The organism is Bacillus silvicola (genome assembly GCF_050524305.1).
Classification (GTDB): Bacteria; Bacillota; Bacilli; order Bacillales; family Bacillaceae_G; genus Bacillus_A; species Bacillus_A cereus_AT.
Genome location: NZ_JBNGVC010000024.1, coordinates 91,958 through 104,334, shown reverse-complemented (window position 1 = coordinate 104,334; position 12,377 = coordinate 91,958). Strand labels below are relative to the sequence as shown.

Below are 12,377 nucleotides of genomic sequence, written 5' to 3'. Positions count from 1 at the left end.
ACAGGGAGATGGTCCATATGGCAACTGAGACAATGAGCATCAAAGATTTTATGGATGGTAACTATGGAACGAAGAAAAAGTGGAGCTTGTTCAAAAAGAAAGCAAAAAAATACGCACCTGTCGCAGTGCGCGTTTCATTAGTAATCGGTAGTGCTATTATATTCAACAACATTATTGATATTCCTTATGTATTTGCTGATGGAAATAATCCAGATGTGAATGAAGTGTTTAAAGATGTGCAGGCCAATGATGGGGCCATTAAAAACTATATAGATGGCCAATTATATAACCGTATTGTAAACGCGTTTGAACCTGTTATCTTTTTGATTAAAGCAGTGTCATATCCAATTGCTAGTGTAGTTGCTTTGTGTGGTGGTTTGTTCATCATGGTCGGTAGCCAAGAACGAGGATTCTCATTAATTTCAAGAGCTGGCATCGGCTATATTGTAGTGCAAATGATACCGCTGTTTATGCGCCTTCTTGTTGAAATTGCTAAAGCGATATAATAGCAACTCTTCCCTAACTAAACAACACACCCAATTGTACGGTAGAAGCTGGGAAGAGTTACAGGGGTAACAGACAATATCTATGTTATGCCTAAGAATCGTAATATAGAATACTAAGCCCTAACCGGGGCTTTTTTATTTGCAGGAATTTCTCGCTTATCATGGAATACTGTCACTAGGAGGTGTCGTGACGTTATGACGGACGAAATTGTTTATTCTGCTAGTGAAGTATACAAGCGACTAGGAATATCCGATAGCACCCTTAGAAAGTACATGGAAGTATTACAACGAGAGAAATTCGTCGTAAAGAAAGATAATCGCGGTAGACGCCAATACACGGAGCATGACGTTATGTTGATTGAGAAGTTAATTGAACTCAGCAAGCATGACGGTATGACGCTAGAGAGGGCAGCGATTAGAAATCGCCAATCCAAATGCGGAGACAGAGGAATCCCAAGAAACTGATTTAATCCCATTCCACATTAAACAGCAACTCCAACAACAGTACAGCGTTATGGTGAAGGAGATGAACCAAAGTATGTTAGAGATGGAAAAAAGATTAAGCGAACAAGCAGAGAAAAGAAGTGAACGGATCGAAAAAATGTTAGAAAGACGGGATGATAATCTCATGAAAACCATACGTGAGATGCAGGAAACGAAGAGATTAATGCAGGAGTATCGGGATGATGTTGCTGCTGCGAAAGAGAAGAAGCCTTGGTGGAAGTTCTGGTGAGAACAAGGAGGTTCCCTTGTGAGAGTAGGGTTCCTCTTTGTCCTTGCTACCAATAATGATGCGCTTTGTTAAACCCACTTTAAATAAAACATTAGGAGGAATGTACTTATGTCTAATGAAGTTTTTCCTTTTACAGTAAGACTAGCTGCTCCAGAAGATTTTTGGGATATATCAAATATAAACAAGCAAGTTCAACAGTTACATATAGAGGGAAGACCAGATATTTATTCTGATACTTCAGTTTCTTTGGATCACAATGCATACGAAGCATGGCTTATTGATACAACCATAGAGATATTTGTAGTAGAAGACAATAATAAAGAGATTCTTGCTTACATAATCTTAGATATTAAAGAACCATCCGAAAATCCAAAGTTAATTGAGCGAAAGGTACTCTTTATCCGCAATATTGGTGTAAGTGAAACATGTCAAGGAACAGGAATAGGAAAAATATTAGTACAAAAAGCATTTGAGTATGCTAAAGAAATACAAGCAATAAGTGTAGAATTAAATGTTTTAGAATTTAACAAGAAGGCTATACGATTCTACGAAAAACTTGGATTTAAAACACAGAGTCGGCAAATGGAATTTGTATTACCTGATGCTTAAAAATACTTCCTATATCGATAATCGTGTAAATGAGCTAGTGGTGGTGGTGAATATAGTAATTTGAAAATAAGCCCTACATATGTAGGGCTTATTTTCGTATAGACATTATGTCATTTAGGTTATTTTGTTCATTTGAATTTAACTTATTAGCGATATAGTAATTTAACATTTCATCAATAAGTTCATAATTTTTTATGTCTTTCATTGTGCAAATGGCTTTTACTTTATTAAGTGTTTCAGGCGATACTTTTATATTTTTTCTGTCTGCTGCTGACAATGAATTCTTTTTCTGTGGTTTAGAATCTTCTTGAATAGGTGTCACAGTCACCAAGTATTTTTTATCCAAATGGACCACTCCTATTTAGTTTTTTTAAAAACTGTTGAAGCTATTTTGTGTGTTATATAGAGGTAAAGGTGGAAATATAGAAATATCCCTATTTCTAAATAGGGATATTTCTATATTTTTTTTACAGCTCTGTTAAGAGCTTGAATTTCCTTTTTTGCTCAGGTGTTAGTTCGTTTTCTACATAACGATCTATAAGTAAATCGATGATTTCATAATTGAATTTTGTGTTTGTAAGTTTCATTAATACTTCAAGTTCTTCTTTTGACTGATTAGAAATTTTAATGCTACCTTGCTGATTCTTAAATTTCTTTGTTGGTTCAGTTTTTTCGTTTCTTTTCTCTTTTCGACTCACTTGTTTTTCTTCTGTCTTAGGTTGAGAAGGAACAGCTGCTACCTCGTTATTTTCAACTGTAGCTTGTCCTTGTTCTGGTACATAAGGTTCAGTAGGTTCAAAGTTACTTTTCTTTCTACCTAACAAACCAGGAGTTTTCGCCATATTACACACCAACCTTCATTTTTTCAAACATATCAATACGAGATAACAATTCATCACTAATTGTTTCGTATAATTCAATTACATTCATATCATGTCGATCTTTTTCAGTAATACCATTCACATCAAATCTTTTAATACGTTCCATTTGAGGGACGATGTTTTTAAATAGGTTTTCTTCCCCGAAAATTTCACGAGCATTTTCCATGATATATTCGTCAACCTTACCGTTGTTTTTGAGTAGGACAGGAAGAACGCCAACTACTTCAATATCAAGATCATATAGTTCCTTTAACTTGATAAGTTCATTAATATAATTCTCTGCACCAGTAAGAGAACGTTCTTGTGTTTGTAGAGCAATGAGAACATAATCGGAAGCTACAACTGCGTTCTTCGTAACTTCTAGTGACATTGGAGGAACGTCGATAAATATGTAGTCATATTTATGTTTTATTTTTTCTAACAATCCTTTAAAGTAATGATCTTCTTCAGCTTCCGAAGAACAATTTTTATAAAGGAATTTTGCGAAGTCCTGAAAATCAACATAAGAAGGAAGTAAATGTAAATTATCCATAATTTCCACTTCTAAGCCGTCCAGGTTCCCCTCTTGTATTCCTTTCATTAATGTTTTTTCAACAGTAACAATCTCATCAGGATTAAGGATTGATTTTGTTAACATTAAAGACTTTGTTGCGTTACTTTGTGGATCAAGGTCAACAAGTAATGTACGCTTCCCTTTTTTAGCAAATTCATAAGAGTTCAATACAGCATTTGTGGTTTTACCGACTCCACCTTTGTAATTACCTACCGTAATTGTAATAGCCATTTTTAACACTCCAGTTATAGTTTTTTAAATTTCCCTATATCCCTTTATAGAAATAGGGAAAAATAGAAATAGGGAAATAGGGATATTTCTAACTATAGAAATAGGGATATTTCTATATCTTTAAAGAAATTATAACAATGATATTTTGGTTATGCAATAGAATCATAGAGTTAGTAATTAATAACATAAACGTTGATTTAAAAAGGTTTTGTTTGTTTGCAAGTTAGGGAGATTGGAGAAAGATACAGGAAATTTAGTAGAACAGAAATGAGGTAGGAAAACAACAAAATAGGGAAATAGGGAAATTTAGAAAAAGGGAAATATCCCTATATCTATAAGTGGAAATAGGGAAATAGGGAAATAGGGATATTATTAAAGGAGTGCATAAAATCGCTGTTTACAAAGGGTAAGGCTTGTTGTAACGTAGTACACAACAAGCATCATTCTACAAAACAAAACATAATTTGATATTTTACATAAACGAAGACCATGAAGATCGAACGAGATAAATTAAAAACAATTGAATATGAACATAAAACAAAAAGCCACTCCCATATGCTATTGGCGCCAACCGATAGCGGGAATGACTTTTCTAGCTAGTGTACCACCACTTGGCTAGAAATTAACTGTATTCAACCACAGTGTTAACGTTTAAGTAGTGCACCAACACTATCCTTAAACAACTATGCCTTTTCACGAGGCTTCTTTGATATACCCATTTTATCTATTGTTTGGATAAATATCAACTAGTAAATACTAGTTTTGATTATTTTGTAGTCCAAAAGATATATACCGGGCATCTCTAAACCTAGAAGTCTTGTGAATGTACAGGTCATTTAGGAATTGGAGATGCCTTTTTTTGTTTTTTGTTCGCGTGGAATTGCCTGATACCACGTTAATAAAAACTGATAAGCCGTGATTCCGTGCTGCTATATAGAGGGAACGTGTTACGGCGTGGCTTGCTGTTAGTCGTGCAGGGGGTACAGAGTATACGCCTACAAAAACAGCACCCCTCACTGGAATCCTGTTCTTTTGGTGAGGGAGGGCGAGAACTTGCCCAGGGACGATTCTCTAAAAGGTTCGGGTGGTTATCGTTAGCATTACGGTGCTAGGGAGTACATTCAGTTTGTCGTGTAGGGACGATATTACAAGGACAAGCCATAGAGAAAGGATGTATGCGGTGAAGATCGCTGAGTGAACAGGGTCTATACATACGGATACCTTATAAGTGACCGCATGGCGAAAACAAAGACGCTTATCCATCTATTTTGACTGATTACTTTTTTTGTAGTCTTTCAAAGTAGGGGATAAATCTGCCTTCCAGCCGTATTCCATAATCGTTCCCACATGATAAAAACCCTCAAGACCTTCAGTCAAGATTAAATTCGAAGAAAAGATGAAAAATATGAGATTGTATAAGACCAGGAGGAACTACTCACTAAGATAGATGAATAAATAAGGGAATTATACTTTACTTGGCTAGAGGGTAAGGGGATGTATGGTTAGAATAGGCCTTATTGCGGAATTAGGTTCTATCAATCAGATATAGTACGTGAAATTATTACAGTAGTAATAGTTTTAATAGCTAATATCATTATGTAACGGTTTCTTGTTATACTTGAATTAAAGGGGATGAATTATATGCACATGTTTTTTGATAGTATTTTAATGTATCTAGAGCATTATGAAATACCATGTACGTTTGTATTCAGTAATGGCAAGTCTTTGAAGGGGAAGGTAGTTGGTAGAGATCAGTATATGATTTATGTAGAAACAGAAGAAAAGCAACATTTCTTGTTTAAATCAAATGTCATGGATGTTATTCCGAATGAGAAAATAGATTTAAAGAAAGCTAAAGAATCTGTGAAAAATCATTTATCTAAAAAGCGAGAAGCAGTATCTAAGTAATATATAATTTAATAATGCACAAGTGCAAAATCACATATAACCCACCTACGGAAATAGGTGGGTTTTTTATTAGGTATTACTATCTCAGTGCACAAAAGGGAATTTGTATTTAAATAATAGCATATTCTTAAAGTTCTTATATTGAGAAATAAAGAAAAGACACCCTAAGGTTACTTCCTCCGACTTGAACCACTTTAATTTTAATAATATGGGGTACCGCAAGTATAAAAAAATGTTTCTGTTCCCTTATATTAATCTATTTTTCCTAGATATTCTTTTAACTCTTTTATCAATTGTTTCACTTTCTTGGGATGTACTTTAATCTGTCCATTTGCCAATGAAATATTACGTCTGGATATTTTTCCAGTTATGGCACAAGATTCTCTATACCGTTGTAGAACGAGCATTTCGTCTACTAGGGGTCACCATACATGCCCATCAACTTAAGGATGGATACAAAATTAACTTTTGTTCAATTGAACTAAAATCTCCCAAAATGGGGACAAGTTATTAAAAATAAGCACACGAAATAAACCCTAACGGGTTTCATTTTTTTCTTATGCAGCTTTCTTTTGCTTGCTACATCCACTATACTCATAGATAACACCCATGATATCAAAGACAGTTTTCTTCTCATATCGATGAGATTTCCGCCCGTTTTTCTCTAGAAGGTGGAACAGGCGGATCAGAAGCTTTGTTATCTTTTGGGTGCTTTTCCCTATGGCTTGATAGAGGAGAAACAGATGATCTTGGATCATTCCAATCGCTTTATATTCACTTAATTCTTTTTGCTTCTTTTGTAACACAAGTTGGCGCATTTTAAACATCGTAGAAGAACATAAAAAAATAGCGATGAGTTTCCCGTATAAATGGCACTCTATTCTTTCTTGTTTGACGGTACGACAATGATTAATATCAAACAATGATTTCCACGTTTTAAAAACAATTTCTATCTGCCAACGCAATGTATATAATTCATGTACTTGTTCCATCGGAACCCATTCCCAAGGTGCATTTGTCACATATACATTTAATCCCGCTGCTAATTTACTTTTATCTGAATAGGTTTTGTGTTTTGACTTTTCTTTTTCTGCAATTTTCTCTAGACGTTTTTTTAATTGTGCCTCTGTTAAACGATGAAAAATGAGACGTGAAAATAGCTGCTGTTTATCCCCAATATAAGCTTGCTGATATTCTATCGTTTCGCCTGGTTGGAGTTGATTCAAAATCTGTATGACATTGATTTGTATGTATTCTGATTGTTTTTTAATGGAACCATTTTTAAAATATTCCGGATTTGGATTTTTTACATATACGTTCGTATTTAACTTTAACCTCGAAATATAATACGTACCACGTTGATCCATTTGATCTAAATCCTCTAATGAAAAATACCCTAAATCACGAATACATAAATCGCCTGGCCGTAACGTATCTAAACATTCTGTTCCGAATGTTTTATCATTATTTTTTCCAGGTCCCACTTGAAAATTAAGAAATTGCCCACTATGTAAATCATATTCTAATTGAATTTTGATCCCAGCTGTTTGAGCGCAGCCACCTGAACCAGGATATATATGTTCCAAAGTATGGGGTACTTGAAACATAGTGGCATCCATGATGCGAATGCGTTTAAAATGAGCAAAAAGTTGGTTAGAAATGTGAGTCTGCTCACAGATTTTTTGTTGTAACAATAACGAAAAGACATGCTTTAAAAATAACACTGATTTTGCAGTAAATCGTTTATTTAAGCCCTCTGGGCTGAGTAAAGTACCTGTAGCTGCATGAAGTCTACTACATAATCGGACTAAAGGATCACTGGCCACCCGTTGGCTAATCCAAATACAAATGGTAGCTAAATCTGATCCTGAAAACTTGCGTTTTCGCTTTATAAACTTAATCTCTCTTGCTAGTTCTTCCAAAAATCCAGGTGTGATATAGCGCTGTAATTCTTCTGCAAATGGTTGTAACTCCTCTTGAATCGAGAGATTCATAAAAAACGTCACCCTTTCTCATAGATTATTAAGAAAGAATAACGTTTTTTTGTACTTGGGGGTAGTAAAAAGTCTTAAGTTGATGGGCATGGGGTCACCATATCAAAAAAAGAAAATTGTACGTTTAGACATATTTTGGACACAAATTAACCGGTACCTTGTACGTTAAGGAACCGGTTAATAATGCTGCAAATCTATTACTGATTTTTTCATAATGAACAGAATTTATTTACATCGGCATCCCAGGTAAAAATTTCGCTATTAATACCAAAATTGCCGCTAAGAATACCGCTTTAATTATGAATAGAACAATAATTGGAATTGATGCTTTCACCTTACTTAATCCAGCTGTAATGTGTAATCCGAGCCAAATTAAAACTAAATTCCATACATAGAATATTTCAATTGTATTACCAATTCCGTATGCGAATGTACCTTCCTTAAATAATAACCCTAAACTAGTATACTGAGTCGTTCCACTACCAAAGATTAGACTTAAAATTGTATTAATAAGTCCACCAATAATAAGGACAATGTTTGTATAAATTACAATGTTCAATAACGTTTTGTAAGGCGTATCATTACCAAAGAACATCATAAATATTTTATAAATAGCTGCTATGAAGAGTGTTCCAATCATTGCACCAGCAAAGCTTGATCCAATTCCAGAAATAACTTCTGATGTAAGTGAACTTTGTCCAGCCAGTTCACCTAATTCTTTTTTCATTTTAAGCATCTCGGGTGAGGTATGTATAACATACGCACTTAAACCACCTAGTAGTCCTTGTAACAGTGCTACAAAGAGGAACATACCCCAAACTTTCTTGTTTGTTTTCATTCTTTCAAATTGTACTCCAGGAGATGTAATCATTCCAAATAATGATGGCTTTTTCACACTTACATCTTGTGTATTCATATTCGCTTCCATTATAGCGCCTCCTTCTATTTATATAATCCTCTTAAAGGATGTTACAAACAATTCACTCGAACAATATGTATGTGTAGTAGAGATATTTATCTCTACTACACTAGTAAACTATTCGTAGCGAAGTGCTTCAATTGGATCTAATTTTGCAGCTTTATTCGCTGGAATTAATCCGAAAATAATACCAAGTGTCATTGAGAACAGTAAGCCCCCTACAACAACTTCCCATGAAACAAGCGGTGGCCATTTCGCAAATGTGGAAACGATATATGCCCCGCCATATCCAAGACCAATACCAATTAAACCGCCAAGAAGCGTTAACATAACTGCTTCAATTAAGAATTGTAATAAAATTTTACTACGGGTTGCGCCAAGTGCTTTACGTACACCAATTTCACGTGTACGCTCTGTTACAGATACAAGCATGATGTTCATAACACCAATACCACCAACAATTAACGAAATACCAGCGATACCACTGATAATCATTGTCATAATATTTGTCATTGTCGAAATACCTTCTTGAATCTCTTTTAAATTCATTACTTCGTATTTACCAGTTGCATCACTCGGTTTACGACTGTTTAAAACATCTGCGGCTTTTTTACCTGCCTTCTCTAAATTATCTACATTTTTTGCTTGAACAGAAATATTTTGAATTTCATCTTTTCCATACAGTGTCGGCCATAATGAGATTGGAATGAGTGCTTCTGAGGATCCCATTCCCATAAACTCATTATCTGATTGATAGACACCAATAATTTGCATCGGTTGACCTTTCATTTCAATGATTTTACCGACTGGATTCACATCTTTAAACACCTTATCTTCCATTTGTTTACTAATCATGACAACATTATTACCTTGATCCACATCTGATTCTTGCAGCGAACGTCCTTTGAGTACTTTCACTTTATTCACCGTGAAATACTCATTGTCTAATCCTGTAATATTCACCATCTCTTTTTTATCTTCAATATCAAGAGATTCCATACTTGAATTTGTTGTTACGATATGTGAAATCTCTGGAATCTTCTTGAGTTCAAAAATATCTTCTTCTGTTATTTTTGGTGCTTCAGGCATATCCATACCAAAAGAATCATTTATATCAGGACTATAATGAATGGGAACTGTTTGATTCCCTGATCCAACAAATTGTGATTTTAAGGCGGCTTCTCCGCCTTGGCCAATCGCTACTACAGTAATAATTGAACCTACACCGATAATAATACCGAGCATCGTAAGAGCTGAACGCAGTTTATGAGCTAATATAGAAGATAGAGCAATTTTCATACTATCTAGTAAACTCATACTGCACACCTTCTATCTTCTGTAATTTTCCCATCTCGCAAAACAATCCGACGAGACGAATAAGCTGCTACTTCCTCTTCATGCGTAACCATAACAATTGTCGTACCTTCTGCATTAAGCTTCGTGAAAATATCCATAACTTGCTCACCAGACTTTGTATCAAGTGCACCAGTTGGCTCATCGGCCATAATGAACGTTGGGTTATTCGCAATCGCCCTAGCAATCGCTACACGCTGCTTCTGTCCACCTGATAATTCATTCGGTAAATGATGCACACGATCAGCTAATCCGACCTTACCTAACGCCTCTAAAGCACGCTTGCGACGCTCTGCCTTCTTCACACCACCATATACGAGCGGAAGTTCAACGTTTTCCACTGCCGAAAGACGCGGTAATAAATTAAAGTGCTGGAATACGAAACCGATATATTCATTACGAATTAAAGCTAGTTTTGACTCGTCTGCTGTTAAGATATTCACATCATCCAACATATATTCACCTTCTGTTGGACGATCCAAACAACCGATAATATTCATAAGCGTTGATTTACCAGAACCAGACGGTCCCATAATAGAAACAAATTCACCGCTTTGAATCGTTAAACTAATACCATGTAAAATCGGCACTGCCAATTTCCCTTGATAATATGTTTTAGCAATATTATTTAGCGTAATCATCTCTCTTTCACTTCCATTCCGTCATACACGTTATCGGAAGGATTTTTAACCACCTTTTGCCCCACTGTTACGCCTTCAACAATCTCTGTCCAGTCTCCATCAGTAGAACTTTTTTTCACATTTTGCTTACGAAGCTTTCCTTTCTCTTCGATATAAACAAATGTGTCATCATCTTTTTCTACAATGCTCTTAGTCGGAACAGTAATCATCTTCTTATTCTCTAAATTTACTTGCAATGAAACGTGATAACCTGGAGATAAACCATCTTGACTATCAAGACTTGCTTTATATGTATATTGAGACATATTTTGTGTTCCTTCAGCCATACCACCCGCTTGAGCCATTTCTGCACTCGTTGGGAACTCACTTACTTCTGTAATCTTACCTGTCCACTTCTTCTTATTGTTTGCTTTCGCAGTTACAGTGAATGTTTGATCCTTTTGAATTTGTGACTTCTGAAGCTCAGTTAACGTCCCTTGTATTTGGAACGGATCTTTAGAAGCAACTTGTAAAAACGCCTTTCCTTGACCACCTAGCGCTTGAGATGAACTTTGCGCCGCATCTTTATCTAACTTTTGAACAACACCAGCAAAATTACTATAAATCGTAAGCTCTTTCTGCTTTTTACTTAACTCTTCTTTTTGTAACTTCCCTTTTTCTTTCTCAAGGTCAGTTGTCTTTTGCGCCATTTCTAACTCACTGACTTGCTCTTCCATCGGATCTGTTACTTCTTTCCCAGCTCCGCTATCTTTTGCTTTCTTAATTTCTTTCTTCAATGAATCAATCTTCTTTTTCCCTTGATCATAACGCATATCAGCCATCTTCTGATCAAGCTCAACTTGCTTCATCTGTAAATTAATTTCTTCATTATTATAAGAGAATAATTTCGCTCCTTTTTCTACCTCTTGTCCTTCTTTCACTTCAATATCCTTCACTTTTCCTTTTGCTTGATCTGCGTAGAAGCTTTCGATATTTCCTGGTTTTACTTGTCCCGAAATTAACTTCGTATTATTTAATTTGCGTTCTGTTACTTCCTCAAACCTAACAACATCTGATTTCTCATCACCCTTTTCCTTACCTTTCATCAAAGAAATATTGATGGCCGCCACGATGATGAGTAGTGCAATAACTCCAATACTAATCCACTTCTTTTTGTTTCTTTTACTATGAATCTCTTTCACTAACATAAATGTCCTCTTTTCTAAAATTCACTAAAAATACTGGTTATTTTTTATGACTAATTGAATAAAAAGGGGCAACCTTAAAAAATAAGTCACCCCTTTTTCCTATTAAATTGCCTAGTACCATTGTAAACTGCTTATATTAAGAATGAGAAAATACTATACTTACCAGTAATGTGAAAATTATATTTGTACATACAATTATAACTACTGCTTTCTTTCTTTTATTGTAATTACTTTCTTTTACAGCTAAAAATACTCCTAAGGCATAAATAAACAAGCTCCAAACCCCACAAATACTAAAGCTATTCGCTATCATAGAAAATAATGAATTATGGTTCGACGATAAGATTGCAATAGAGGTTGGTGAATAGGGAAATATTTTACCTATATTTATTGAAACAATTAATTTTAGCAATGAGTCCACTAATACAGGCATATATGCATAAAAACCAATAATCATTAATTTCCTAAATTCAACATAGGAATCAACAATTGTTAACAAAATATAATTAATAAGGGAGTTTATAACTACACCTAGTAATGGTGAAATTACCCCTAAAAATACTGCGAAAATTAACATTATCGTTTTTAAATATTGTAACTCACCCTCAGTATTAATATTAGGTAATGTTAATACTGATAAAACCGCTAGAATTGCTGAACATAATCCTATTACAATAACAGGTAATATCAAATCATATTTTTTTATATTCTCTTCCAATACCTTTTTGGGAGAGAAGAAAATATGAATAAAACTATAAATTTTCATAAATATATTCTCCTTTAAGCATATCTAATAGTTGGAATGAAAGCGGATAAAGTTAATTTCATTTTCCACAAAATCCAAAAAAAACCTTATAAATAC

The 12,377-nt window shown here is 34.7% G+C and carries 13 protein-coding genes and 1 pseudogene; 4 read left to right on the top strand and 10 right to left on the bottom strand.

All coding sequences use genetic code 11. The annotated features are described in order from the left end of the window. The first annotated feature begins 17 nt into the window (after nt 1-17). The 3 genes and pseudogenes from ACP6L7_RS35880 to ACP6L7_RS35870 all read left to right on the top strand — a co-directional run bounded on the left by ACP6L7_RS35880 (nt 18) and on the right by ACP6L7_RS35870 (nt 1,848). The gene (locus ACP6L7_RS35880) at nt 18-506 is read left to right on the top strand and encodes a hypothetical protein (protein WP_097833042.1); all 489 of its coding nucleotides are present in this window, start codon (nt 18-20) and stop codon (nt 504-506) included. A 195-nt stretch (nt 507-701) separates the two neighbouring features. Next, nucleotides 702-1,239: pseudogene (locus ACP6L7_RS35875) on the top strand (DUF3967 domain-containing protein). Nucleotides 1,240-1,347: 108 nt separating this feature from the next. Next, nucleotides 1,348-1,848 carry a GNAT family N-acetyltransferase gene (locus ACP6L7_RS35870; protein ID WP_097833041.1) on the top strand — a complete coding sequence of 167 codons (501 nt, stop codon included), beginning with the start codon at nt 1,348-1,350 and terminating at the stop codon, nt 1,846-1,848. An 88-nt stretch (nt 1,849-1,936) separates the two neighbouring features. On the opposite strand, the gene ACP6L7_RS35865 is transcribed toward ACP6L7_RS35870, so the two are convergent. The 3 genes from ACP6L7_RS35865 to ACP6L7_RS35855 form a co-directional block, all read right to left on the bottom strand. After that, nucleotides 1,937-2,194: a hypothetical protein gene (locus tag ACP6L7_RS35865; protein WP_430529891.1), complete on the bottom strand. Its 258-nt coding sequence runs from the start codon at nt 2,192-2,194 to the stop codon at nt 1,937-1,939. 121 nt (nt 2,195-2,315) lie between these two features. Further along, nucleotides 2,316-2,690 (bottom strand): DUF5388 domain-containing protein, encoded by a 375-nt coding sequence (locus ACP6L7_RS35860; protein ID WP_097833039.1) that lies wholly within the window; start codon nt 2,688-2,690, stop codon nt 2,316-2,318. A 1-nt stretch (nt 2,691) separates the two neighbouring features. Then, nucleotides 2,692-3,513, bottom strand: a complete 822-nt coding sequence (locus ACP6L7_RS35855) for a ParA family protein (protein ID WP_002130604.1) — start codon at nt 3,511-3,513, stop codon at nt 2,692-2,694. Between the two features lie 1,641 nt (nt 3,514-5,154). Between ACP6L7_RS35855 and ACP6L7_RS35850 the strand changes: the two genes are divergently transcribed. Further along, nucleotides 5,155-5,421: an RNA chaperone Hfq gene (locus ACP6L7_RS35850; protein WP_097833038.1), complete on the top strand. Its 267-nt coding sequence runs from the start codon at nt 5,155-5,157 to the stop codon at nt 5,419-5,421. A gap of 251 nt (nt 5,422-5,672) precedes the next feature. Here ACP6L7_RS35850 and ACP6L7_RS35845 read toward each other — a convergent pair whose 3' ends face one another. The 7 genes from ACP6L7_RS35845 to ACP6L7_RS35815 form a co-directional block, all read right to left on the bottom strand. Continuing rightward, nucleotides 5,673-5,828, bottom strand: coding sequence for a hypothetical protein (locus ACP6L7_RS35845; RefSeq protein WP_430529890.1), 156 nt, complete (start codon nt 5,826-5,828; stop codon nt 5,673-5,675). A gap of 150 nt (nt 5,829-5,978) precedes the next feature. Beyond that, the gene (locus ACP6L7_RS35840; RefSeq protein WP_430529889.1) at nt 5,979-7,415 is read right to left on the bottom strand and encodes an IS4 family transposase; all 1,437 of its coding nucleotides are present in this window, start codon (nt 7,413-7,415) and stop codon (nt 5,979-5,981) included. Nucleotides 7,416-7,644: 229 nt separating this feature from the next. After that, nucleotides 7,645-8,343, bottom strand: coding sequence for a YknW family membrane protein (gene yknW / locus ACP6L7_RS35835; RefSeq protein ID WP_430529888.1), 699 nt, complete (start codon nt 8,341-8,343; stop codon nt 7,645-7,647). Nucleotides 8,344-8,451: 108 nt separating this feature from the next. Then, on the bottom strand, nt 8,452-9,651 hold the full coding sequence (locus ACP6L7_RS35830) for an ABC transporter permease (RefSeq protein ID WP_430529887.1): 1,200 nt from the start codon (nt 9,649-9,651) through the stop codon (nt 8,452-8,454). After that, a complete protein-coding gene (locus ACP6L7_RS35825; protein ID WP_061686037.1) occupies nt 9,648-10,328 on the bottom strand; it encodes an ABC transporter ATP-binding protein in 681 nt (226 codons plus the stop codon). The genes ACP6L7_RS35830 and ACP6L7_RS35825 overlap by 4 nt, the downstream gene beginning before the upstream one ends. After that, complete coding sequence (locus tag ACP6L7_RS35820) at nt 10,325-11,515, bottom strand: efflux RND transporter periplasmic adaptor subunit (RefSeq protein WP_430529886.1); 1,191 nt, start codon at nt 11,513-11,515, stop codon at nt 10,325-10,327. The genes ACP6L7_RS35825 and ACP6L7_RS35820 overlap by 4 nt, the downstream gene beginning before the upstream one ends. A gap of 136 nt (nt 11,516-11,651) precedes the next feature. After that, nucleotides 11,652-12,281, bottom strand: coding sequence for a YIP1 family protein (locus tag ACP6L7_RS35815; RefSeq protein WP_043937693.1), 630 nt, complete (start codon nt 12,279-12,281; stop codon nt 11,652-11,654). Between the last annotated feature and the right edge of the window lie 96 nt (nt 12,282-12,377).

Bases quoted from the DNA above. Each gene is read 5' to 3' on its own strand.
- ACP6L7_RS35880 (WP_097833042.1), top strand. From the start codon at position 18: ATGGCAACTGAGACAATGAGCATCAAAGATTTTATGGATGGTAACTAT.
- ACP6L7_RS35870 (WP_097833041.1), top strand. From the start codon at position 1,348: ATGTCTAATGAAGTTTTTCCTTTTACAGTAAGACTAGCTGCTCCAGAA.
- ACP6L7_RS35860 (WP_097833039.1), bottom strand. From the start codon at position 2,690: ATGGCGAAAACTCCTGGTTTGTTAGGTAGAAAGAAAAGTAACTTTGAA.
- ACP6L7_RS35855 (WP_002130604.1), bottom strand. From the start codon at position 3,513: ATGGCTATTACAATTACGGTAGGTAATTACAAAGGTGGAGTCGGTAAA.
- ACP6L7_RS35850 (WP_097833038.1), top strand. From the start codon at position 5,155: ATGCACATGTTTTTTGATAGTATTTTAATGTATCTAGAGCATTATGAA.
- ACP6L7_RS35845 (WP_430529890.1), bottom strand. From the start codon at position 5,828: ATGCTCGTTCTACAACGGTATAGAGAATCTTGTGCCATAACTGGAAAA.
- ACP6L7_RS35840 (WP_430529889.1), bottom strand. From the start codon at position 7,415: ATGAATCTCTCGATTCAAGAGGAGTTACAACCATTTGCAGAAGAATTA.
- yknW (WP_430529888.1), bottom strand. From the start codon at position 8,343: ATGGAAGCGAATATGAATACACAAGATGTAAGTGTGAAAAAGCCATCA.
- ACP6L7_RS35830 (WP_430529887.1), bottom strand. From the start codon at position 9,651: ATGAGTTTACTAGATAGTATGAAAATTGCTCTATCTTCTATATTAGCT.
- ACP6L7_RS35825 (WP_061686037.1), bottom strand. From the start codon at position 10,328: ATGATTACGCTAAATAATATTGCTAAAACATATTATCAAGGGAAATTG.
- ACP6L7_RS35820 (WP_430529886.1), bottom strand. From the start codon at position 11,515: ATGTTAGTGAAAGAGATTCATAGTAAAAGAAACAAAAAGAAGTGGATT.
- ACP6L7_RS35815 (WP_043937693.1), bottom strand. From the start codon at position 12,281: ATGAAAATTTATAGTTTTATTCATATTTTCTTCTCTCCCAAAAAGGTA.